The sequence below is a fragment of the Bradyrhizobium sp. 956_D2_N1_4 genome (genome assembly GCF_052076025.1).
Classification (GTDB): Bacteria; Pseudomonadota; Alphaproteobacteria; order Rhizobiales; family Xanthobacteraceae; genus Bradyrhizobium; species Bradyrhizobium barranii.
On sequence record NZ_CP197237.1, the window covers coordinates 3,602,159 to 3,623,860 of the forward strand.

19 protein-coding genes are annotated in these 21,702 nt (G+C 64.5%); 8 read left to right on the forward strand and 11 right to left on the reverse strand.

The window, feature by feature from the left end; all coding sequences use genetic code 11:
• Nucleotides 1-194: 194 nt before the first annotated feature.
• From adh to eno, 7 genes are all read right to left on the reverse strand, one after another.
• Nucleotides 195-1,712 (reverse strand): aldehyde dehydrogenase, encoded by a 1,518-nt coding sequence (gene adh, locus AB7535_RS16905; RefSeq protein WP_439036687.1) that lies wholly within the window; start codon nucleotides 1,710-1,712, stop codon nucleotides 195-197.
• 156 nt (nucleotides 1,713-1,868) lie between these two features.
• On the reverse strand, nucleotides 1,869-2,828 hold the full coding sequence (locus AB7535_RS16910; protein WP_167767909.1) for a helix-turn-helix domain-containing protein: 960 nt from the start codon (nucleotides 2,826-2,828) through the stop codon (nucleotides 1,869-1,871).
• A 216-nt stretch (nucleotides 2,829-3,044) separates the two neighbouring features.
• Nucleotides 3,045-3,362, reverse strand: coding sequence for an FtsB family cell division protein (locus tag AB7535_RS16915; RefSeq protein WP_028149600.1), 318 nt, complete (start codon nucleotides 3,360-3,362; stop codon nucleotides 3,045-3,047).
• A gap of 172 nt (nucleotides 3,363-3,534) precedes the next feature.
• Nucleotides 3,535-4,086, reverse strand: coding sequence for an NADPH-dependent FMN reductase (locus tag AB7535_RS16920; RefSeq protein ID WP_439036688.1), 552 nt, complete (start codon nucleotides 4,084-4,086; stop codon nucleotides 3,535-3,537).
• Between the two features lie 190 nt (nucleotides 4,087-4,276).
• Nucleotides 4,277-5,272: an MBL fold metallo-hydrolase gene (locus AB7535_RS16925; protein ID WP_135213773.1), complete on the reverse strand. Its 996-nt coding sequence runs from the start codon at nucleotides 5,270-5,272 to the stop codon at nucleotides 4,277-4,279.
• Nucleotides 5,273-5,382: 110 nt separating this feature from the next.
• On the reverse strand, nucleotides 5,383-6,522 hold the full coding sequence (locus AB7535_RS16930) for a zinc-binding dehydrogenase (protein WP_085404612.1): 1,140 nt from the start codon (nucleotides 6,520-6,522) through the stop codon (nucleotides 5,383-5,385).
• 34 nt (nucleotides 6,523-6,556) lie between these two features.
• Nucleotides 6,557-7,840: a phosphopyruvate hydratase gene (eno, locus tag AB7535_RS16935; protein WP_085404746.1), complete on the reverse strand. Its 1,284-nt coding sequence runs from the start codon at nucleotides 7,838-7,840 to the stop codon at nucleotides 6,557-6,559.
• Nucleotides 7,841-8,014: 174 nt separating this feature from the next.
• On the opposite strand from eno, the gene AB7535_RS16940 reads away from it, so the two are divergent.
• The 3 genes from AB7535_RS16940 to AB7535_RS16950 all read left to right on the forward strand — a co-directional run bounded on the left by AB7535_RS16940 (nucleotide 8,015) and on the right by AB7535_RS16950 (nucleotide 10,393).
• Nucleotides 8,015-8,992 carry a Vgb family protein gene (locus AB7535_RS16940; protein WP_135213775.1) on the forward strand — a complete coding sequence of 326 codons (978 nt, stop codon included), beginning with the start codon at nucleotides 8,015-8,017 and terminating at the stop codon, nucleotides 8,990-8,992.
• A 111-nt stretch (nucleotides 8,993-9,103) separates the two neighbouring features.
• Entirely contained in the window at nucleotides 9,104-9,580 is a 477-nt protein-coding gene (gene queF, locus AB7535_RS16945) for a preQ(1) synthase (protein ID WP_439036689.1), read from the forward strand.
• A gap of 15 nt (nucleotides 9,581-9,595) precedes the next feature.
• Nucleotides 9,596-10,393 (forward strand): substrate-binding domain-containing protein, encoded by a 798-nt coding sequence (locus tag AB7535_RS16950; protein ID WP_167767910.1) that lies wholly within the window; start codon nucleotides 9,596-9,598, stop codon nucleotides 10,391-10,393.
• Nucleotides 10,394-10,456: 63 nt separating this feature from the next.
• On the opposite strand, the gene AB7535_RS16955 is transcribed toward AB7535_RS16950, so the two are convergent.
• A complete protein-coding gene (locus tag AB7535_RS16955; RefSeq protein ID WP_167767911.1) occupies nucleotides 10,457-11,131 on the reverse strand; it encodes a GntR family transcriptional regulator in 675 nt (224 codons plus the stop codon).
• Nucleotides 11,132-11,233: 102 nt separating this feature from the next.
• On the opposite strand from AB7535_RS16955, the gene AB7535_RS16960 reads away from it, so the two are divergent.
• From AB7535_RS16960 to AB7535_RS16980, 5 genes are read left to right on the forward strand one after another with little or no spacing between them, the layout of a single operon-like run.
• Nucleotides 11,234-12,352, forward strand: coding sequence for an ABC transporter substrate-binding protein (locus tag AB7535_RS16960; protein WP_245344247.1), 1,119 nt, complete (start codon nucleotides 11,234-11,236; stop codon nucleotides 12,350-12,352).
• Nucleotides 12,342-14,081: an ABC transporter permease gene (locus AB7535_RS16965; protein ID WP_135213778.1), complete on the forward strand. Its 1,740-nt coding sequence runs from the start codon at nucleotides 12,342-12,344 to the stop codon at nucleotides 14,079-14,081. The genes AB7535_RS16960 and AB7535_RS16965 overlap by 11 nt, the downstream gene beginning before the upstream one ends.
• Entirely contained in the window at nucleotides 14,074-15,177 is a 1,104-nt protein-coding gene (locus tag AB7535_RS16970) for an ABC transporter ATP-binding protein (RefSeq protein ID WP_439036690.1), read from the forward strand. Before AB7535_RS16965 ends, AB7535_RS16970 begins: the two co-directional genes overlap by 8 nt.
• Nucleotides 15,161-16,423, forward strand: coding sequence for a CaiB/BaiF CoA transferase family protein (locus tag AB7535_RS16975; protein WP_028156065.1), 1,263 nt, complete (start codon nucleotides 15,161-15,163; stop codon nucleotides 16,421-16,423). The genes AB7535_RS16970 and AB7535_RS16975 overlap by 17 nt, the downstream gene beginning before the upstream one ends.
• Nucleotides 16,420-17,325, forward strand: a complete 906-nt coding sequence (locus AB7535_RS16980) for an HpcH/HpaI aldolase/citrate lyase family protein (RefSeq protein WP_135213780.1) — start codon at nucleotides 16,420-16,422, stop codon at nucleotides 17,323-17,325. The genes AB7535_RS16975 and AB7535_RS16980 overlap by 4 nt, the downstream gene beginning before the upstream one ends.
• A gap of 73 nt (nucleotides 17,326-17,398) precedes the next feature.
• Here the strand turns inward: AB7535_RS16980 and AB7535_RS16985 are convergent, their stop codons facing one another.
• The 3 genes from AB7535_RS16985 to kdsA all read right to left on the reverse strand — a co-directional run bounded on the left by AB7535_RS16985 (nucleotide 17,399) and on the right by kdsA (nucleotide 21,693).
• On the reverse strand, nucleotides 17,399-19,492 hold the full coding sequence (locus AB7535_RS16985; RefSeq protein ID WP_135213781.1) for a methyl-accepting chemotaxis protein: 2,094 nt from the start codon (nucleotides 19,490-19,492) through the stop codon (nucleotides 17,399-17,401).
• A gap of 138 nt (nucleotides 19,493-19,630) precedes the next feature.
• Nucleotides 19,631-20,842: an MFS transporter gene (locus AB7535_RS16990; RefSeq protein ID WP_135213782.1), complete on the reverse strand. Its 1,212-nt coding sequence runs from the start codon at nucleotides 20,840-20,842 to the stop codon at nucleotides 19,631-19,633.
• Nucleotides 20,842-21,693, reverse strand: coding sequence for a 3-deoxy-8-phosphooctulonate synthase (gene kdsA, locus AB7535_RS16995; protein WP_135213783.1), 852 nt, complete (start codon nucleotides 21,691-21,693; stop codon nucleotides 20,842-20,844). Before kdsA ends, AB7535_RS16990 begins: the two co-directional genes overlap by 1 nt.
• Between the last annotated feature and the right edge of the window lie 9 nt (nucleotides 21,694-21,702).

Here is a 21,702-nt window from a genome sequence, read left to right on the forward strand (position 1 = left end):
CACCAAGCCTCCGTCTTTGCCCGGCATCGCTTCGAATGCCGCGGGCGCCGAACCGGATACGGTCGGCTCTGTCGTCTTGTCTCAAGACTCTGACAGACGGATGACGACGGAGAGGGCAGCGCAAGATTGCGCCGCCCTCTCCTGCCCGATCAGATCTTGCCCCATCAGATCTTGCCCAATCAGATCTTGCCCGATCAGAAGAAGCCAAGCTTCTTCGGGCTGTAGCTGACCAGCAGATTCTTGGTCTGCTGGTAGTGATCGAGCATCATCTTGTGGGTCTCGCGACCGACGCCCGACTGCTTGTAGCCGCCGAACGCGGCATGCGCAGGATACGCATGGTAGCAGTTGGTCCAGACCCGTCCGGCCTGGATGGCCCGGCCGAAGCGGTAGCAGCGGTTGGCATCGCGACTCCAGACGCCGGCTCCCAGGCCATAGAGCGTGTCGTTGGCGATCGCGAGCGCTTCGTCATCGGTCTTGAAGGTCGTGACCGAGACGACGGGACCAAAGATCTCCTCCTGGAAGATTCGCATCTTGTTGTGGCCCTCGAACACCGTCGGCTGGACGTAGAAGCCGCCGGAAAGATCGCCGCCGAGCTCGGCACGACCGCCGCCGGCCAGCACCTTGGCGCCCTCCTGCTTGCCGATGTCGATATAGGAGAGGATCTTGGCGAGCTGTTCGCTAGATGCCTGCGCGCCGATCATGGTGTCGGCCGCACGCGGGTCGCCCTGCTTGATCGCGGCGACGCGCTTCAGCGCCCGCTCCATGAAGCGGTCATAGATATCGGCGTGGACCAGCGCCCGGCTCGGACAGGTGCAGACCTCGCCCTGGTTCAGCGCGAACATCACAAAGCCTTCGATCGCCTTGTCGAAGAAGTCGTCGTCCTCGGCGGTGACGTCGTTGAAGAAGATGTTCGGCGACTTGCCGCCGAGCTCCAGCGTGACCGGGATCAGGTTCTGGCTGGCATATTGCATGATCAGCCGGCCCGTGGAGGTCTCGCCGGTGAAGGCGATTTTCGCGATCCGCGGGCTGGAGGCGAGCGGCTTGCCGGCCTCGAGGCCAAAGCCGTTGACGATGTTGAGGACACCGGGCGGCAGGAGATCGCCGATGATCTCGGCCCAGACCATGATCGAGGCCGGCGTCTGCTCGGCCGGCTTGAGCACGACGCAATTGCCGGCGGCAAGCGCCGGCGCGAGCTTCCAGCATGCCATCAGCAGCGGGAAGTTCCAGGGGATGATCTGGCCGACCACGCCGAGCGGTTCGTGGAAATGATAGGCGATGGTGTCGTGGTCGATCTCGCCGATCGAGCCTTCCTGTGCGCGCACCACGCCGGCGAAATAGCGAAAATGATCGATCGCGAGTGGCAGGTCGGCAGCGCGGGTCTCGCGGATCGGCTTACCGTTGTCCCAGGTCTCCGCAACCGCAAGGCGCTCCAGATTCTCTTCCATCCGGTCGGCGATCCGGTTCAGGATCGCGGCGCGCTCGGCGACGCTGGTGCGTCCCCAGGCGGCCTTGGCGGCGTGCGCCGCATCGAGGGCGGCCTCGACATCCTGCGCATCGGAACGCGCGATCTTGCAGACGATCTGGCCGTTCACCGGCGAGGCGTTGTCAAAGTACTTGCCGGAGATTGGCGCGACGAATTTGCCGCCGATGAAATTGTCATAGCGTTCGGCGAACAGAACCTGGGTGACGCCGAGGAATTCCACCTTGTTCATTGATCACTCCCGATGTTTGCTGTTTGCGCAATTCGTCGCGTGTTCACGACTTGCGCCAACGATGTCGCGGGAGCGTTTTCCTGTCAGCCCGGGCGTCAGCGATGGCCGGGGTAACCTGTCGCAGTTCTGCGACAGTCGTGGGCAAGGCAAGGGCCCTCAGTGCTTCAGCTCGAACCGCTTGAGCTTCCTGTGCAGCGTGGCACGGCTGATGCCGAGGGCCTTGGCGGCGGCCGAAACATTGCCGTCCGCGCGCAGCAGCGCCCGCTGCAACACCGCGCGCTGGCCGCCGGCAAGATGGTCATGCGCGGGTTCGCCGCCGAGGAGGTCAGCCGCGGGCACCGGCTGCAAGGGACGGCCGGGCGCAATCCCGAGTCCCACCCGCGCGGACCGGGTCGCGCCGATCACGAGATCATCTGCATCGACCGCGACGAGGCCGCCGGCCTGGCCGTCCGCGCCTTGCGTCAGCACAATGCGGGCATGGGCGAAGGCGCGGCGAAACAGATCGGCCTCGATGCGCCTCGCCGCCTCACCTGCCGCGAGCGCGATCAGATTGGAAAACGTATCGGTCCGGTCGGCGCGGCAGGAGGAGACGTCGAGCACGCCCGCAAACGCCGCCTCGTGGTCGTAGATCGGAACGGCGGTGCAGCTCAGAAGCGTGTTGCGGGTGAAGAAATGCTGGTCGCGGTCGATCGTCAGCGGGCGCTGCTCGACGACGCAGGTGCCGATGCCGTTGGTGCCTTCATGATCCTCGCTCCAGAGCGCGCCGGTCCACAGGCCCCAGGATTGGAACGTCGCATCGTCCACCGCTGTGCCGCGGCGGTCGACCGGCACGCCCGCGCCGTCGGCGAGCAGCACGCAGCAGCCGCTCGCGCCGACCGCCTGATAGAGCCGGTCCATCGCGCCTTGCGCGGCGGCGAGCAGCGGCGCGACGCGCTCGCGCGCCTGCCGCAACTCGACATCGCTCAGCCGCATCGGCGCGCTACGACCGGCGGGATCGAGATGATGCAATCGGGACGAACGGCGCCATGAGGCCACCAGCGCGGAGCGCGCGGCCTGGCCTGACGCAATGGCGGCCTCGACGCGGGCCGCGTGATGCCGGGACATTGGCCCATTCATCACTGTTTCCTCCGGGTGGCAGTCTAGGCTGCGCCGGCATGGCCCGGTTGATCTGCGTCAACTCAGGCAGACGGCGGCAGAAGCCATGGGGCCGTTGCTGCGTTGCCGTCAAGGCGGCAGCCCGGTTCCAAGCCTAAGACTTTCGGTAGAATTGCTACACGATTGTCGGATTTCGGCAGCGGCTTTCGATGCCGGTTTCGAATGCAGCGGCAAACGCTACTTCGCCGGGATCATCCGAACGAGATCGTGTGGATTGACATAGTCGAGCTGATAGCGCGCCCGCTCGTCCAGCATGTCAGGATCGATCCGCGACGTCCGCAGCAGCGACACCCGCTGCTCGCTCTTCGCGCGCTCGCGCTTGAGCTGGGCCAGCTCGCTCGTCAGCGCGATGATCTCCTGGTCGAGTTCCTGACGGGCGTTGAGGCCGTATTTGCCGGTGTAGGCGTTGACGCCGAAATAGCCGACGATAGCGGCCGCCATCGCATAGAGGGCAAGGCCGGTCAGGATCGATTTCAGGCGCGCGCGGGAGACCATCTTGGGAAGATGCGGCAGGTTGGTTAAGGGAGTGCTAATCGCTTCCCCCTTCGCGTTCCAGTCCCTACCCCCAGCCGTCATGCTCGGCCTTGTGCCGGGCATCCACGTTTTTCGTCACCACGAGCCAAGACGTGGATGGCCGGGACAAGCCCGGCCATGACGAAGAAAGACGTCAGCCGTGGTGTTTGGCCACGTGCGCAGCAAACGCGTCGATATAGGCCTGGAGGACGGCCTTCAGAGATTCCTTGGTCAGGTTCCCCTCCGCATCGAAGGCATCGCCGACCGCGTTCAGATAGATCTCCGGCTGCTGCAGGATCGGTCCGGCAATGCCCGGCAGGATGTTCTGCAGCGTCTTGGCGGCGCTGACGCCGCCGAGCGGGCCCGGCGAGTTCGAGATGATGCCGACCGGCTTGCCGTTGAACGAGCTCTTGCCGTAGGGGCGCGAGGCGACGTCGATGGCGTTCTTCAGCACACCCGGGATGGCGCGGTTGTATTCGGGGGTGACGAAAATGACGCCGTCCGACTTCTGCAGCTTCTCGCGGAAGGCCAGCCAGTCCGCGGGCGGCGCGCCCTCGAGGTCCTGGTTGAAGAACGAGATGCCTGCCAGCGTGATGACCTCGAGCTTGAGCGAGGCCGGCGCGAGCTTTGCGAGCGCGTTGGCGACCTTCAGCGAGAAGCTGTCCTTGCGCAGGCTGCCGGCGATCACGACGATGTTGTAGGCCATGGATTGTCCTTGGGGGCTTGAGCGGAAGTTCCGGGGCGGCACTTAAGCGATCCGGGTCGATGGATGCAAGTGCATGAACCGGTTTTGTTTGGAAACGCTGAGTTTCTCGAAAGCAGATGGTCGCTACGATCCAAAAACAATCAGGCCGCCCGAAGGCGGCCTGACGTTTCTCGCAAACCCCTGGCTCGGTTCAGATCGTCGGATTCCAGGCCGACGGGATCAGGCGGTATTTCGCGCCGTCCTTCTCGACATGCCCCACCGAGGGGAAGGTGAAGTGGAAGCCGATCACGGTCGCCTTCTCGGCTGCCGCCATGTCGTAGAATTTGTGGCGCGTCGCCTGCGCCATCGCGCCGTCGTTGTCGAACGCCACGTGCCAATCCGGATTGCGCAGGAAGAACTCCGGAATGTTGGTGACGTCAGACTGGATCAGCACCTTCTTGTCGCCGGAGGCCACCGCGAACGAGGTATGACCCGGCGTATGGCCGGGCGTCGCGATCGAGGTGATGCCCGGCGCGACCTCCTTGCCCCACTCGTATTTCGTGACCTTGGATTCGAGGCCGGCAAAGGTCTTCTTCACGTTGGCGAAGTAGTTCTTCGTCATGTCGTTCGGCGCCTTGGCCGCGTTCTCGTCGCTCGCCCAGAACTCCCAATCCTTCGCCGGCACCATGATCTCCGCATTCGGGAACGCGAGCGCGCCGTCGGCCAGACGAATACCGTTGGTGTGATCAGGATGGAGATGCGACAGCAGCACGACGTCGATGTGCTTCGGGTCGACGCCGGCAGCGGCGAGGTTCTGCAGCGTACGGCCGACCGCGCCCTTGCTCGGCTCGAGATTGGCAACACCGTTGCCGGTGTCGATCAGGACCAGCTTCGAGCCGGTGTTGATGAGCTGCGGATTGAACGGCACCGTGACCATGCCCTTCGGCATGTACGCCGCCTCGCCCGCGGCCAGCGCTTCCTCCTTCGGCAGGTTGACGACGAACTTGTCCGGCATCGGGAAGGTGCGCGCGCCGTCGTTGATCGAGGTGCACTCGTAGCTGCCGACCTTGTAGCGATAGAAGCCGGGCGCCTGTGCCCCGCTTTGCGGCACCGAGGCACTGGCGGTGGTCGGTCCAAGTCCGGTTACGGCCGCCGCGCCCATAGCGGCAGCGCCCGCGAGCAGGTCGCGGCGATTCAGATCAGTCATGGAAGTGTCCCCTTCTTTGCTTGCGGTTGCCCCGCTTTCAATTGCGGCGCAAATGTTCCCCCGCTTCGCTCAGAAGGCAAGTCCTTCTTTGGATGGTGTGCCGTGGCACATCACGAAGATTTATTTGGGTTGATGAGGAATTTTTCGCCGGTGGCCCGTTTGGCGTAGACCGCGATGTTGGCGGGATCGAGCGCCTCCTGAAGCGACACCACCTTGGTGTAGTGGCTGGCGAAGGTCGTCTTCAATTCGTCGACGACGCGCTGGCGCAGCCTGGCTCCGTCCGCCTGCCCGATCTTCATCAGGAACGGAAACAGCAGCCAGCCGCCGACGCCCCAGGCCATGCCGAAGCCGCGCGGCAGCTCGATCGGGCGGATATCGAGCGCGCCGTAGACGTAGACCTGCTTGTGCACGTTGGAGCCGTAGCGGCTGTATTCCTTGGCGGTCTTGTTGATCGCAGCTTCCATGCAGTTGAGGATGTCGCCGGCCAGCTTGCCGCCGCCGATGGCATCGAAGGCGATGGTGGCGCCGGTCTCGACCAGCGCATTGGTGAGATCGCCGAGGAAGCTCGGTGCGGTGGAATCGACGACGTATTTGGCGCCGATCTTGTGCAGGATGTCGGCCTGCTCCTTGCTGCGCACGATGTTGACCAGCGGAATGCCGTCCTTGATGCAGATCTTGTTCAGCATCTGGCCGAGATTGGAGGCGGCCGCGGTGTGCACCAGCGCCTTGTGCCCCTCGCGCCGCATGGTCTCGGTCATGCCGAGCGCCGTGAGCGGATTGACGAAGCAGGAGGCGCCTTCAGCCGGCGTGGTGCCCGCCGGCAGCGGCAGGCACTCGCGCACTTTCAGCGTGCGGTACTGCGCGTACATCGCGCCGCCGATCATGGCGACGGTCTTGCCCATCAATGCCTTCGCGGCATCCGACGAGCCGGTCTTGATGACGACGCCCGCGCCTTCGTTACCGACCGGCATGGCTTCGTCGAGCCGGCCGGCCATCGCCCGCATCGCGCCCTCCGGCACCTTCGCGGTGATGACGGGAGCGTCCTTGCTGCCGGACGCCTTCGCCGTGCTCATATCGGCCGCGCCGACGAGAAGGCCGAGGTCGGACGGGTTGATCGGCGCCGCCTCGACGCGGACGACGACCTCGTCCGCGGCGGGCTCGGGAGTCGGCACGTCGACGAGCGAGATTTCCAGTTCACCGCTCTTCTTGATCAGCGAACGCAGTTGCAGTCCGGTCTTGCCGTCGCTCATGTCGATCCTCCCCTGTCCTAGCTGGAGCGCCGGCTTATGCCAGCGCCTTCAATGCCGCCTTGCCGCCGTAGAGCGCCTGCTTGCCGAGCTGTTGCTCGATGCGCAGGAGCTGATTGTATTTGGCGGTGCGGTCCGAACGCGCAAGGGAGCCGGTCTTGATCTGCCCGCAATTGGTGGCGACCGCGAGGTCGGCGATGGTGGAATCCTCGGTCTCGCCGGAGCGGTGCGACATCACCGAGGTATAGCCGGCCTTGTGCGCCATCTCGACGGCAGCGAGCGTCTCGGTCAGCGTACCGATCTGGTTGACCTTGATCAGGATCGAATTGGCGCGGCCGGCCTTGATGCCTTCGGCCAGGCGCTTGACGTTGGTGACGAAGAGATCGTCGCCGACGAGCTGGCACTTCTTGCCGATGAGGTCGGTGAGCTCCTTCCAGCCGTCCATGTCGTCTTCCGACATGCCGTCCTCGATGGTCACGATCGGATAGCGCGACACCAGGTCTGCGAGGTACTTGGCCTGCTCGGAGATCGAGCGGGTCTTGCCCTCGCCTTCATAGACGTATTTGCCGTCCTTGAAGAACTCGGTCGAGGCGCAGTCGAGGCCGATCACGATGTCGGTGCCGGCCTTGTAGCCGGCCTTGCCGATCGCGTTCATGACGAATTCGAGCGCGGCGTCCGCCGACGGCAGGTTCGGGGCGAAACCGCCCTCGTCGCCGACATTGGTGTTGTGGCCGGCCTTCTTCAATTCCGACTTCAGGGTGTGGAACACCTCCGCGCCGTAGCGCAGGCCCTCGGCAAAGGACGACGCGCCGACGGGAAGGATCATGAACTCCTGGAAGTCGATCGGATTGTCGGCATGCACGCCGCCATTGATGATGTTCATCATCGGCACCGGCAACAGACGCGCCGAGGTGCCGCCGACGTAACGATAGAGCGGCATGTCGAGCGAGTTTGCGGCAGCCTTGGCGCAGGCAAGCGAGACGCCGAGGATGGCATTGGCGCCCAGCCGGCTCTTGTTCGGCGTGCCGTCCAGGTCGATCATGATCTGGTCGATCTGGGCCTGCTGCTCGGCATCGAGGCCGCTCAGGGCCTCGAAGATCTCGCCATTGACGGCGCCGACCGCCTTGGTGACGCCCTTGCCGAGATAGCGGGCCTTGTCGCCATCGCGCAGTTCCACCGCCTCATGGGCGCCGGTGGAGGCGCCGGACGGCACCGCGGCACGGCCGAGCGCACCATCTTCCAGCACGACGTCGACCTCGACGGTGGGATTGCCACGGCTGTCGAGAATTTCGCGGCCGATGATGTCGATGATGGCGGTCATGATGTGCACTTCCGTTCGTTAGGGCTGATCGGTGCCGGGGGTCTTACACGGGCCGCAAGCAAATGTGAACGCTTGGACGGCGTGCTTCGACTGACGCGTGAGCAGGCTCGGACTATCCTTGAAGTCGCCTGCTCTGCGCGTCCAACCTCAATCTGAAACAGTCGGGGTAACGCCATGAACCGCCGCCAGTTTCTTGCCTCGAGCGCTGCCCTCCTCGCCGTCCGCCCAAGTTTTGCGCAGGAGGGCCTGTTCCGGACAAAATATTTCCCCATCAGCGCCGGCATCGGCCTGCACGACCTCGCCCCCGCTCGCGACGGCACAGTCTGGTTCACGGCGCAGGGCAAGGGCATGCTGGGCAGGCTCGACCCCCGGGATGGCAGTTTCAAGACAGTCAGCCTCGGCCAGGGCGCCGCACCGCACGGCGTGACGATCGGCCCCGACGGTGCCCCCTGGATCACCGAGGGCGGCCAGAACGCGATCGCCCGGGTCGATCCCGGCGATCTCAAGGTCACGCTGTTCCGCCTGCCCGAAAAATTCGCCTCCGCCAATCTCAACACCGGCGTGTTCGACAAGGACGGTACCTACTGGTTCACCGGCCAGTCCGGCTATTACGGCCGGCTCAAGCCGGGATCGGGCGAGATGGACGTGTTCAGGGCGCCCAAGGGTGTTGGACCCTACGGCATCGCGGTGACGCCCAAGGGTGAGGTCTGGTACGCCTCGCTGGCTGGGAGCCATATCGCGAGGATTGATCGTGCGACCGGCAATGCCGCCATTGTCGAGCCGCCGACGCCGAGCCAGGGGTCGCGGCGGGTCTGGTCAGATTCGCAAAGCCGGATCTGGGTCAGCGAGTGGAACAGCGGTCACGTCTCGGTGCACGATCCCGCCAACGGCTCCTGGAAAACCTGGAAGCTGCCGGGCGATCGCCCTCGCACCTATGCCGTCTATGTCGACGACAAGGACAAGGTCTGGCTGACCGATTTCTCCGCCAATGCCATCGTCCGCTTCGATCCCACGACCGAGCGGTTCAACGTTTTCGCCAGCGACAAGGCCAATGCCAATGTGCGCCAGCTCGACGGCCGCCCGGGCGAGCTCTGGGGCTGCGAGTCCGGCAACGACCGGATCGTCATGATCCAGACGATCGCGGCTGGTTGACGACGGCGACATTTGCGTCCATCCCGGCACCCTCTGGAGCGCGATCTTATCGCGCTCCGGTTTTTTAGTTGAGCATGATCTTTCGGAAACCGGTGCCCACTTTTCCGGATCATGCTCGAACAGGATGTGACGACGATGGCGAAGAAATCCCTCCAGCTCGGCCGCGCGGTCGAGTGGCCGCACACACCGGAAGAAGCCCAGCTCGACCGCGTGCCCAATCCGCAAAAGGGCACGGACTATCTGGTGCGCTTCACCGTGCCGGAATTCACCTCGCTTTGCCCCGTCACGGGACAACCGGATTTCGCGCATCTGATGATCGACTACGCGCCCGGCCCTTGGCTGCTGGAGTCGAAGTCGCTCAAGCTCTACATCGCGAGCTTCCGCAATCACGGCGCATTCCACGAGGATTGCACCGTCATGATCGGCAAGCGCATCGCGAGCGAGATCAAGCCGAAGTTCTTGCGCATCGGCGGCTACTGGTATCCGCGCGGCGGCATCCCGATCGACGTGTTCTGGCAGACCGGCAGCGTGCCGAAGGGATTGTGGGTGCCGGAGCAAGGCGTCGCGCCGTATCGCGGACGGGGTTAGTTGGAGAGAATGACGATGACATCGATATCAGCAACATTCCGCAACATTGCCTTCGGCGTTCTAACCGTCCTGTGGCTGACCGGCGCGGCCGAAGCTGCCGAGGTCCATGTGATGATCTCGGGCGGATTGACGGCTGCCTACAAGGCGCTCGTGCCGGAATTCGAGAAGGCCACCGGCAACAAAGTGCTGACGGAATATGGGCCGTCGATGGGGACGACCACCAATGCGATCCCGGTCCGGCTGGAGCGCGGCGAACCCGCCGATGTCCTGATCATGGTGGGCTATGCCCTCACTGACCTCGCCGGCAAGGGCAAGGTCGTGGCCGGCAGCCAGGTCGACCTCACCAGATCGCCGATCGGCGTTGCCGTGAAATCGGGTGCGCCGAAGCCGGACATCGGCTCGGTGGAGGCGGTCAAGCGCGCGCTGCTGGCGGCGAAGACGATCGCCTATTCCGACAGCGCCAGCGGCGTCTACGTTTCGACCGAGATGTTTGACAAGCTCGGCATCGCCGACGTCATGAGGGACAAGGCACGAAAGATTCCGGCAACGCCGGTCGGCGAGATCGTCGCGCACGGCGAGGCCGAGCTCGGCTTCCAGCAGATCAGCGAGCTGAAGCCCGTGAAGGGCATCGACATCGTCGGACCGCTGCCGAACGAATTGCAGAAGATCACGATCTTCTCGGCCGGGGTCGCGGCCGGTTCGAAGGAGCCCGAAGCCGGCCGTGCCCTCATAAAATTCCTCGCCTCGCCCGCCGCGCGCGAAGCGATCATCGCAAGCGGGATGGAGCCGATCCCGGCGGGGAGCGCGAATTGAGGCAGGCCTTCTCCAGGCGCTGCTCCTGATACGCCCTCAACAGATTGGCTTCGCCACTCTTAGTCAATCGGAGGCTGCTGAGGTCTTCTTGACCGGACCGAGATCGCGCGCCGGATAGTTGGCGCCGGATTCGACGATGTGTCGTCGCACTGCTGCAACGAGCGCGGCGAGATCGCGAGACTCGATCGCATCGACGATCTCGACATGGTGTGCAGCACTTCTCTGCAGCTCGGCGTTCGAGGGCCACAAAGCAATCGGCCCTGGTCTGGCGCGATTTCTGATTTCCACGATGAGGCTGGCGAGCGATTGGTTCGCTGCATGACGATAGATCTCGTCGTGAAAGGCTGCGTTGGTATTTGCCTGATCCGCCTTGCTGCCGCGCGCCACAGCATCTTCGAAGATTTGCTGAGCCTGCTTGATCTTCTTGAGTTCGTCGGGGCCGATATTCGGTAGCGCCTGCCTTGCCGCTTCAACTTCGAGCAGCGTGCGGATCGCCAATATCTCGCGAACGACGTTCAAGTCGGGTTGCGCGACCCGGTATCCACGATTTTCGACATGCGTCACCATCCCGCTTGCGGCAAGCTGGGTCAGCGCACTCCGGACGTCAAACCGTTTGGCAGCGAAGGCTTCTTCCAGGTCGATCTGGCGCAACCATTCGCCTGGCCGGTAGTCGCCTTGCAGGATGGCGGCACCGATTTCCGCCGCCAACAGCCTCTTCTGCTCCTTCCGTACTTTCATGGCTGCTTCCCTTTTTGGAGCGCTTGACTCACGGCAACTATTGCGCACAAATTGGCGCCAATAAATGTGCATAACAAATCGCGGCGGCCGGAGGAACAGTAGATGTCGGGCATCGATCGTAGAAGCTTAATGGTGATGTCGGTTCTCGGCGCCACGATGGGGCTCCGGGGCACGGCCCAGGCGGCGCCGAACGGGTATCCCGAGAACTATCAGAAGATCATCGACGACGCCCATAACGAGGGCAGCCTCCTCATTTACTCGATTATGTCGCCGGAAAACTGGCGTCCCGTGATCGAGGGCTTCAACAAGCTCTACCCGAAGATCAAGGTCGAGACCCTGGATCTCCCCGCCTCCCGCGAGAGCTTCGAGCGATATCTGGCCGAGCGGAGCACCAACAGCCGCACCTGCGACCTCATCGCGACGGCCGATCCGGGCGGATGGATCGATTTCCAGGAGCGCGGTGAAGTCCTCGACTACCTATCGCCTGAAGCGAAGGCCTGGCCGGATTGGTCAAAGCCGTTTCCCGGCGTCTACACCGTCTCGTCCGACCCCATGGCGCTGATCTGGAACAACACGCTGGTGGCCGACGGCAAGCGTCCCAAGACACTTGCCGAGTTCGTCGAGCTTGCGGTCGCAAACGAGAAGACCTGGCGCAACCGCATCACCAGCTACGGCGTGCATCAGACAACTTTCGGCTACGGCATCAGCTACGCGTTCGTGAAGCAGCACGGCGAAAAGGCCTGGGACTGGTTCGCCCAACTTGCAAAGCTCTCGCCCCGATTCGAGCGCTCCGGCGGCCCAATGACCGAGAAGGTCACCTCCGGCGAATACACCATGGGCTTCTTCGTTTCGGCCATCACCTTCTGGCCGCGCCTGAACGATCCGGCGCGGGCAAAGATCCTCGGCTGGAGCTTCATCGGAGACGGTCAGCCGGTCGTGCTGCGTGGCATCGCGATTCCGAAGGGATCGAAGAACGTCAACGCAGCAAAACTGATGCTCGACTACGTCGTCTCGGAGGACGGTCAGCGCGCATTCGGACGGGGCGGCCTGACGCCGGCACGCCCCGGTGTGAAGCCGGGCGACGGAATCCGCCACACCTACTCGTCGATCGTGGAAGCCGTCGGCGAGCAGAACATCTGCTACATCGGCTACGATCGGGACGCGGTGCGGGACTACGACAGCTTCCTCGCGCGCTGGAAAAAGACCTTCAATGTCGCTTGACGCAAGCAGCGCACTGGGGTCATCGGCCGCGGACGCCTTGCCGAAGCCGCTGCCCGGCCGCGATACCGTCATCCAGTACGGAATGGCGCTGCTGACAATTGTCCTGATCGCAGCGCCTCTCCTGCCCGTTCTCTATCAATCCTTCCTGGATCGTGCGCTCTACGATTCCGGCCAGCAACTGACGCTGGGCAATTTCGGGCGCCTGCTTCGCACCGACGGCTTCGCGCTCGTCATCTGGAACACGTTCGTGTTCGCCACCCTCACCACCGTGATTTCGCAGACGCTGGGCACGCTGGCGGCGGTGCTGTTCGGCCGCACCGACATGCCGTTTGCGCGGTTGTTTGGCGAGCTCTTCCTGTGGCCGATCTATCTCTCGGCGCTGGTACTGTCGTTCGGCTGGTACACAATCTACGGACCGGCCGGCTACCTCACGCTTCTGGTTCAGTCGATCTTCGACGGCGCGCCCTGGAATCTCTACTCGCTGCCGGGCATGGCGATGATCGCGGGCGTCTCGCAAGCACCGGTCGCCTACATCTACTGCATGTCGTCGGCCTCGATCACCGATCCGACTTTGGAGGAAGCCGCGCGCGTGACCGGCGCCGGCACCTTGAGGACCTTGTGGCGGATCACGCTGCCGCTCCTCATGCCGGCGATCGCCTATAGTGCCGTGCTGAACTTCACTGTGGGACTGGAGCTCCTCGCGATTCCGCTGGTGTTCGGAGATCCCGCCGGCATCACTGTGCTGACCACGTTCCTCTACAACAACGGCGTGGCGTCGGCCCGCCCCGATCACGGGCTGGTGGCAACGGCTGCCGTGCTGATGCTTGCCGTCGTCTGCGTGTTGGTGTGGCTACAAGGACGCCTGCTCGGCAATACAAGGCGCTTCGTCACGCTCGGCGGCAAGGCCACGCGACCGCGCCCTTTCCGCCTGAACAACCTGCGCTGGCCGCTTTGCATCGTCTCGGCGATCTACATCACCGCAACTGTCGTGATGCCGATCGGCGCGCTGCTGCTGCGCGCCTTCACGAGCCTGCTGTCGCCGATGGTGCCGATCAGCGAGGTGCTGACGCTCGGCAACTTCGCCAACATGCTCGAATACCCGGTCTACCCGCGTTCGATCTGGAACTCGCTGATCGTCAGTTCGGTCGGTGGCGTCGTCGCCACTGCGATGGTCGCCCTGATCGCCATCATCGTGCTGCGGTCCGACTTCCGCTGGCGTGGCGCGCTACACTACGTCGCGCTGTTTCCCCGTGCCGTGCCCGGCGTCGTCGCCGGCATCGGTTTCTTCTACGCGTTTGCGCTCGTGCCTGGCCTGGGCGGCCTCCGAAACACGATCTGGATTCTGGTTGCCGCCTTCACGATGCACTTCATTCCTGTGGGGCTCGGTGCGGTTGCTCCGATGTTGTTGCAGATGAGCCCGGATTTCGATCGCGCCGCCCGTACGCAGGGCGCGGACTGGTGGACGACGAGCCGGCGCATCGTTTTGCCCTTGCTGCGCCCGGCGCTGGTAGCCTGCTTCATCATCCTCTTCATCACGTTCTTCAAGGAATACACGACCGCGATCTTCCTGTTCGCTCCCGGCAGCGAAGTGATCGGGACCACGCTGCTCCAGGCATGGACGCAGGGCGAGGTCGGTCTGGTGTCCGCGCTGGCGACCATCCAGATCCTGGTGATCGGCGTCTGTGTCACGGCGGCGCGCGCTTTTCTCGGAGTGAAGCTTTATGGCTGAGTTGCTGATCGAGAACCTGCACAAGCGGTACGGACCGGTCAAAGCGATCGACGACGTCAACATCCACGTTGCCGATGGCGAGTTCGTCACGCTGCTGGGGCCGTCAGGGTGCGGCAAGTCAACAACGCTCGGCGCCATTGCCGGACTGGATCAGCCGACGAGCGGACGCATCCGCGTCGGCAACAAGACCTATTTCGACAGAGAAAAGGGAATCTTCCTGCCGCCGGAAGCGCGCCATTGCGGGCTCGTGTTCCAGAGCTACGCTTTGTGGCCACACATGACGGTCTATGACAACGTCGCGTTTCCGCTCAAGCTGCGCAAGGTATCGACCGCCGACTGCAAGCGCCGCGTCGAGGAGAGTCTCGCTCTCGTCGAGATGGAGCGCTTTCAGGACCGCTATCCGCATCAGCTCTCGGGCGGCCAGCAGCAGCGTGTCGCGCTCGCGCGAACGTTGGTCTACCAGCCCGAAATCCTCCTGCTCGACGAGCCCCTGTCGAATCTCGACGCAAAGCTGCGCGATCGCGCCCGGACCTGGCTTGCCGAACTGCGCACGCGCCTCGGCCTGACGACGATCTACGTGACACACGACCAGGTCGAAGCGCTGGCTCTGTCCGACCGCATCGTGGTCATGAATGGCGGCCGCATCAGCCAGATCGGCTCGCCCCAAGAGATCTACACGCGGCCGGCAGACAGTTTCGTCGCCGACTTCATCGGAACGACCAATTTCCTCAACGGCGACGTGGTCGGGGCGCCCGACGGCGATGGACAGACACTGGTCAGTCTCGCCGATGGTCAGCGCGTTCTGATCAAGTCCGACAAACGTCCATCCCTGGGCGACAAGGTCACGTTTGCCTATCGCCCCGAGCAGATGCGCCTGGCGGCGGCCAACGATCAGGCGATCGGAGGTTCGATCGTTGAAGCCGACGTGGTCAGCCATTCCTATGTTGGCGGCCGATGGCAAATCGGATTGAGCGTCGGCGGAAATCAGATCCGCATCGAAACCCAGGAGGCAATGACTGACCGCCAGTTGCGCCTGTGGCTGCCTGTCACCGGCGGCATCCTGTTTACAGAACGGAACCATGGCAAATCCCACTGACGCCACCTCTCCCGAAAGCGGACTGCATCAGGCCGACTACACCCCCGGTGTCCGCGGCCCGCTGACAGGGCTCCGCGTCATCGACCTCTCGAGGCTGGTCGCAGGCAATCTGCTCACCCAGCATCTCGCCGACTTCGGCGCCGACGTTATCAAGGTCGAGCCGCGCGAAGGCGATACGCTGCGCGGCTGGCGCACCAAGGGTGTCGAAACCAACTGGAAGATCCATTCGCGCAACAAGCGCAGCATCTGCCTGGAATTCCGTCACGACGAAGCGGTGCCGCTGATCCGCAAGATGATTCCCGGCGCCGCGATGCTGGTCGAGAGTTTCCGTCCCGGCACGCTCGAGCAGATGGGGCTCTCGCCGGAGGAACTGCTGCGGCTGGAGCCCAAGCTTGTGATCGTTCGCATATCGGGATGGGGGCAGACCGGCCCCTATCATCGCCGGCCCGGCTTCGGGACATTGGTGGAAGGCTTTTCGGGCTTCGCCGAGATGAACGGCTTCCCCGATCGAGAGCCGGTATTGCCGCCTATGTATCTGGCCGATGCCCTGTCCGGTCTCACCGGAGCGTTCGCCGCGATGGCGGCCCTTCGGGAGGTCGAGATCAACGGCGGAAAGGGACAGGTGATCGACCTGCCGCTGCTCGACCCGATCGTCAACTCGCTCGGGCCTCAGGCGGCAAATTACCGTTTGACCGGCGTGGTCAAACCGCGCAGCGGGAGCCGCTCGAGCGGCTCGGTACCGCGCAATGTCTACCGCACGCTCGATGGCGGCTGGGTTTGCCTGTCGGCATCCACGCAAGGCATGGCGATGCGGGTGCTGCGTTCGATCGGCCGCCCGGAGCTCTGCGAGGATCCAAAGTTCAAGACCAACGAGCAGAGGCTCGTCCATGTCGCCGAACTCGACAAGATCATCGGCGATTTCATCGCGACACGAACGGTCGACGACAACGTCGCCTTCTTCGAGGCGGCCGAGGTCACGATCGGTCCGGTCAACGACACCGTCCGCTTGATGAACGATCGCCACGTGCAGGCCCGGGGACTGCTGGCCGACTATCCCGACGAGGACATGGGAACGTTCCCGATGCACGCCGTCCCGGTTCGCCTGTCCGAGACGCCCGGAAGCATCCGGACGCCTGCGCCACGCCTCGGTCAGCACAGCCGCACCATCCTGGCCGAAGCCGGCCTCAGCCCTGACGACATCGATGCCGCCCTCGCCTCGGGCGTTGTGAAGGAAACCAGCACATGACAGTTGAACGAAAATTCCCGGTCTGGCGCTCTGCGCTGTTCGTACCCGCGAACGTCGAGCGGTTCGTGGTCAAGGCCGTCGAGCGCGGCGCGGACGCGCTGATCATCGATCTCGAGGACAGCGTGCCGCTGGCTGAAAAGGCCAACGCTCGAAAGCTGATCCCGGGCATCGTGAAGCGCTTTCGCGACACCGGAAGTTCGGATGTCATGGTGCGGATCAACCAGCCGCTCGAATTGGCGGTGCCCGATCTGGAAGCGGCTGTCATCGCCGGCGTGGACGCGATCAAGATCACCAAGGTCGAAGGCGCCGAGCATCTGCGCCTGCTCGACGAGATGGTGACCAGACTGGAGATCGAGCGCGGATTGCCCATCGGCAATATCTGGTTTGTCGGCCTGATCGAGGCGCCCGGTCCTCTCTCTAGGGCTCACGAGATCGCGCGATCGATCCCGCGGCTGGCCGGCATTTCACTGGGTGCGGAAGATTATGCCACCGCCATCGGCGCCAAGCCGACGGAAGAAACCCTGTTGATGCCGAAGCAACAGGTCGTGCAGGCAGCCCGCGCCGCCGGCATCATGCCGCTCGGCACCATCGGCTCAGTCGCCGATTTCTCCGATCTGGAAGGATACACAAGGATCGTCAGGCGCTCTGCGGACTTTGGCTTCGTGGGCTCTGCCTGTATCCATCCGTCGCTGGTGCCGATCCTGAACGAGGGTTTCAGCCCCTCCGCCAAGGAGGTAGCGGACGCCGAGCGCGTCGTTGCGCTCAACAAGCAGGCGGCTGCCGAGGGCCGCGCATCCTTCGCCATCGACGGCAAGATGATTGATATTCCGATCGTGCAGCGCGCCGAAGCGCTGCTCGAACGCGCGCAAGCAATCGCCGCCCGCGCGCATCGCCCTCGTTGATTGTGCCACCCCAGCGCGGCGCGAAGCGCCGTCTCTGGGGGCCAAGGACATTCGATAGAGCGCGCGGCAGCCCTTACGCCACCGCCCTCACCTTGCTGATGAAGCCGTCGACCTCCGACGTCAGCGAGGTCGACTGGCTCGACAGGTTGGCGGCGGCCTTCAACACGCCGGAAGCGGCGCGGCCGGTCTCGTTCGCCGCTGACGACACGGTTGCGATGTTGCGGGTGACGGTCGAGGTCGCTTCCGCCGTGTGCTGCACGGTGTTTGCGATCTCGGCGGTGGCCTTGTTCTGCTCCTCGATGGCGGCGGCGATGACGCGGTTGATGCTCGAGACCTCCTCGATGGTCTTGACGATGCCGTCGATCGCCGAGACCGCCTTCTGCGTCGCCCCCTGGATCTCCGTGATCTGGGCGCTGATCTCTTCGGTCGCCTTCGCCGTCTGGGAGGCCAGGTTCTTCACCTCGCTCGCCACCACCGCAAAACCTCTACCGGACTCGCCGGCTCGGGCTGCCTCGATCGTCGCGTTCAGCGCCAGCAGGTTGGTCTGGCCGGCGATCGAGGTGATGAGGCCGATGACCTCGCCGATGCGATCGGCGCCGTCGGCAAGCGCGCGCATGGTGCTGTCGGTTTCCTTGACGGTGACAACCGCCTGCTCGGTGGCGCGCGTCGCCTGCTCGACCTGACGGTTGATCTCGCGGATCGAGGCGTTGAGCTCCTCCGCCGCAGCCGCCACGGTCTGCACGCCGCCGCCGACCTGGTCGGCGAGCGTCGAGGCCGAGCCGGCCTGGGTCTGGGCCTCGGCTGCCGTGCCCGACATCGAGCGCGCGGTCGTCTCCAGCTCGCCCGAGGCGCTCGACAACGTCTGTACCATCTGGCCGATGCGGCTCTCGAATTGCCGCACGAGGCTGGACAATTCGGATGCACGCTTCTCCTTGTCGACGCGCTCGGCGGCCTGGTCGCCGGACAGGCGCTCGGCGTTGATCATGGCTTCCTTGAACACCTGGAGCGCCGCGGCCATGCGGCCGATCTCGTCATTGCGGCCGAGGCCCGGCACCTCGCCGGCGAAATCATGCGCCGCGAAACGGGTCATGACACCGGTGATCGCGGTCAGCGGCCGGGTGACGCGGTTGCGCATCAGCGTCAGCCCGCCGATGGTCAGCGCCAGCGAGGCCGGCACCAGCAGGCCGAACAGGATCAGGCTGACGCGGGCGCGCGAGGCGCCGTCTTCGGCCCGCGAGATCATGTTGGCGAGCGCGGTTTGCGTGACGATGACAACATTGTTGGCGCCGACAAGCTGACGATCGCGGTAGTCGATGCCTGCGACGCCGGCGGGCTCGCCGGCGAGCAGCTTGGTCGCAATGGCATTGCGTTCGTCGCTGAGCGCGCCGGAGATTTCCGGCTCGGCGTTACGGATCGCCTGCAACAGCTCGGGCGAGGCCACATTCGGGCTGAGATCGCGCACGACCACCCAGGACTGCTGGATGCGGCCGCGCAGATCGGCGAAGGTTACGCCATCGGCGGCGGTCCAGGTCTTGTTGGCGAGGATCGAGGAGAACTGGACGAGAATGGTCTGACCTGCGTTGGCGCGGGCCTGCCAGGAGGCCTGCTTGGCGATCAAGAGGCGATCGACCACGGGATCGATCAGCGTCATCGCGTTGTCGACATGGGCGGTGACGTCGCCGATCGCATCCATATAGGCGTCGCTGATCTTGGCCCAGCTCGGTTGCAGGTTCGCGTCGCGCGCCGCCTTCTCCTGCTTCAGCGCAGTGACCGCGCGCGGCCGCAGCTCCTCGAGCTGCGCCCAGATGCCGCGGAGCTTGTCGAGCTTTTCGGCAAGACCGGGCGCTTCAGCAGAGGCGAGGCTCTGCAAGGCCTGCGCGTAATTCTTCTGCACCGTGGCTCGCTGGTCGGCGAGACTGCTCATGACGCTGTCGGGCGCGGGGGCAGCCGACGCCAGATAGCTCAGCGTGTCACCGCGCTCCAGGCGGAAAATCACGAGCGTATTGGTCAGGTCGCGGCTGGCGACCGCGAGCGAGACGATGCGGTTGCTGTCCGAGTAGCGGGTGACCGCGAGCTTCAGCGCATAGGCGCAGATGACGACGAGGACGAGACCGAGAGATCCAACCACCGCCCCGAGGATGCGGGCGACCGAACGCTGCTTTTGCATCGACTGATCCATATTGCCGCCAAGACGCGGTTCGCGGGCAATCTACGGAGCGAACGATGAGATTTGGTTTAAGATTGAACGGCTTTGGCTACCAATCTCTTCCGGGAAAATACGGAAACCGGTAGTTCGATACTCCCCTCAGACCCGTGCGTCCGAGGGTGCCCGCTGCTTGAGCAGCCGGGCGCAGACGAGACCAAGCGCCACCATGATCGCGGCGCTCGTGAGCAGGGTCGAGACCTTGCCACCGTGCTGGAGGCCAAGCCCATAGGCGATCGGGCCAACGGTCTGCCCCATGAAGAAGAAGAACGAATGCAGCGACATCGCCGTCGCCCGCGCCCCGATCGACAGCTCGCTGGCAAACACCTGCAGGCAGCCGTGGATCATGTAGAACCCCCAGCCCATCGCCAGCATGCTGGCGAATTGCAGCTTCCATGCGGGACCGAAGGCGAGCACGCCGAGCTGCAGTCCGACGAGGCCCGCGCCCGCAATCATCATGCCCCTGACGCCGAGCCACGGCAGGAAGCGTGAGACCGTGAAAGTGTAGAACAGTCCGCCGATCGCAAAGCCCGCGATCACGATGCCCGCGATCGACGGCGACTTCTCGCCGAGATCGAACAGCAGCGCGGCGATGAACGGAAACAGGCCGAATACGCAGCAGCCCTCGACGAAGACCGCCGAGTAGCAGTAGCGCGTGTTGGGGTTGGCGAAGATGGTCCGGTAGCCCTGCCGCAAGGCCTTCATATCCGTCTTCGGCGGCGCCGTCAGCGCGGCACCGCGAAAGCCCGCGGCCACCGCAACGGCCGCGATCAGGCCGAGCGCGCCGAGCATCATGAGCACACCGCGCCAGCCGATGAGTTCACCGATGATGCCGGAGGCGGTCGCACCGAGCAGATTGCCGGTCATCGAACCTGCAAGCGTGCGGCCGATCGCGACCTGCCGCTTGGCGGGTGCAACGAGGTCGGCGGTCAGGCCGAGGGCGACCGGAAACACGCCACCGGAGGCGATCCCGGCGAGGATGCGGCTCGCGAACAGGCCCGAGAAGGTGGTCGCGACCGCGCCAAGAATGCAGGAGACGCCAAGCAGCGCCAGGCACAGCGTCATCAACCGCGCCTTGCCGAACAGATCGGCAGCCGCTCCGATCACCGGCTGAACCAGCGCGTAGATCAAGGCGTAGCCGGCCGCGATGCTGGCGGCCGTCGTGATACTGATCGAAAAATCTTCCGCGACATGCGGCAGGACGGGATCGAGCGCGCGCGTGGATAACGCCGCCGAGAAGCTAGCGAGCGCGATGATATTGATCGCGGGCGGAAACTTCTGGTCGGACGACGGCCCGGTCGCAGGCGGGGACATCAGCGCGTTGTGCTTTTCGTCACCGCGTCGAATGCCATCAGCGTGCGGATCAGCCCTTCGAACTCGCGCAGCGGCACCATGTTGGGCCCGTCCGATGGCGCGCGATCAGGGTCGGGATGGGTCTCGATGAAGACGCCGGCAACGCCGACCGCGACGGCTGCACGGGCCAGCACCGGCACGAATTCACGCTCGCCGCCCGAGGACGTCCCCTTCCCGCCCGGCTGCTGCACTGAATGGGTGGCGTCGAAGATCACGGGCGCGCCGGTGGTGCGCGCCAGGATCGGCAGCGCGCGCATGTCGGAGACCAGTGTGTTGTAGCCGAACGAGGCGCCGCGCTCGGTGACGAGCACGTTGGGATTGCTTGCGGTCGTGATCTTGGTCACGACATTGGCCATGTCCCAGGGCGCGAGGAATTGCCCCTTCTTGACGTTGACGACCTTGCCCGTCGCGGCAGCCGCCAGCAGCAGATCGGTCTGCCGGCACAGGAAGGCCGGGATCTGGAGGATGTCCACGGCTTGCGCCACCTCGGCGCACTGCGCGGCGTCATGCACGTCGGTCAGGACCGGCAAGCCGAGAGAGGCGCGTATCTCGGCGAAGATCGGCAGCGACTGTGCGAGCCCGAGACCGCGTGCCGCCGACGCGCTGGTGCGGTTGGCCTTGTCGAACGAGGTCTTGTAGACGAGCCCGATCTTCAGCCGCGCGGCGATCTCCCTCAGCGCAGAGGCCACCTCCAGCGCATGCTGGCGGCTTTCGAGCTGGCACGGCCCGGCAATGATCGAGATCGGCAGATCGTTGCCGAACCTGACTGTGCCAATGGTGACGACCGGCGCCGCTGAATTCGAAGAGCTCAAGGCCAATGT

Excerpts from the sequence above, each read along its gene's own strand:
- adh (WP_439036687.1), bottom strand. The coding sequence starts at position 1,712 with ATGAACAAGGTGGAATTCCTCGGCGTCACCCAGGTTCTGTTCGCCGAA.
- AB7535_RS16970 (WP_439036690.1), top strand. The coding sequence starts at position 14,074 with ATGGCTGAGTTGCTGATCGAGAACCTGCACAAGCGGTACGGACCGGTC.
- AB7535_RS16980 (WP_135213780.1), top strand. The coding sequence starts at position 16,420 with ATGACAGTTGAACGAAAATTCCCGGTCTGGCGCTCTGCGCTGTTCGTA.
- AB7535_RS16960 (WP_245344247.1), top strand. The coding sequence starts at position 11,234 with ATGTCGGGCATCGATCGTAGAAGCTTAATGGTGATGTCGGTTCTCGGC.
- AB7535_RS16985 (WP_135213781.1), bottom strand. The coding sequence starts at position 19,492 with ATGCAAAAGCAGCGTTCGGTCGCCCGCATCCTCGGGGCGGTGGTTGGA.
- AB7535_RS16940 (WP_135213775.1), top strand. The coding sequence starts at position 8,015 with ATGAACCGCCGCCAGTTTCTTGCCTCGAGCGCTGCCCTCCTCGCCGTC.
- AB7535_RS16920 (WP_439036688.1), bottom strand. The coding sequence starts at position 4,086 with ATGGCCTACAACATCGTCGTGATCGCCGGCAGCCTGCGCAAGGACAGC.
- AB7535_RS16925 (WP_135213773.1), bottom strand. The coding sequence starts at position 5,272 with ATGACTGATCTGAATCGCCGCGACCTGCTCGCGGGCGCTGCCGCTATG.
- eno (WP_085404746.1), bottom strand. The coding sequence starts at position 7,840 with ATGACCGCCATCATCGACATCATCGGCCGCGAAATTCTCGACAGCCGT.
- AB7535_RS16965 (WP_135213778.1), top strand. The coding sequence starts at position 12,342 with ATGTCGCTTGACGCAAGCAGCGCACTGGGGTCATCGGCCGCGGACGCC.
- AB7535_RS16915 (WP_028149600.1), bottom strand. The coding sequence starts at position 3,362 with ATGGTCTCCCGCGCGCGCCTGAAATCGATCCTGACCGGCCTTGCCCTC.
- AB7535_RS16990 (WP_135213782.1), bottom strand. The coding sequence starts at position 20,842 with ATGTCCCCGCCTGCGACCGGGCCGTCGTCCGACCAGAAGTTTCCGCCC.
- AB7535_RS16950 (WP_167767910.1), top strand. The coding sequence starts at position 9,596 with ATGACATCGATATCAGCAACATTCCGCAACATTGCCTTCGGCGTTCTA.
- AB7535_RS16955 (WP_167767911.1), bottom strand. The coding sequence starts at position 11,131 with ATGAAAGTACGGAAGGAGCAGAAGAGGCTGTTGGCGGCGGAAATCGGT.
- AB7535_RS16975 (WP_028156065.1), top strand. The coding sequence starts at position 15,161 with ATGGCAAATCCCACTGACGCCACCTCTCCCGAAAGCGGACTGCATCAG.
- queF (WP_439036689.1), top strand. The coding sequence starts at position 9,104 with ATGCTCGAACAGGATGTGACGACGATGGCGAAGAAATCCCTCCAGCTC.
- AB7535_RS16930 (WP_085404612.1), bottom strand. The coding sequence starts at position 6,522 with ATGAGCGACGGCAAGACCGGACTGCAACTGCGTTCGCTGATCAAGAAG.
- AB7535_RS16910 (WP_167767909.1), bottom strand. The coding sequence starts at position 2,828 with ATGAATGGGCCAATGTCCCGGCATCACGCGGCCCGCGTCGAGGCCGCC.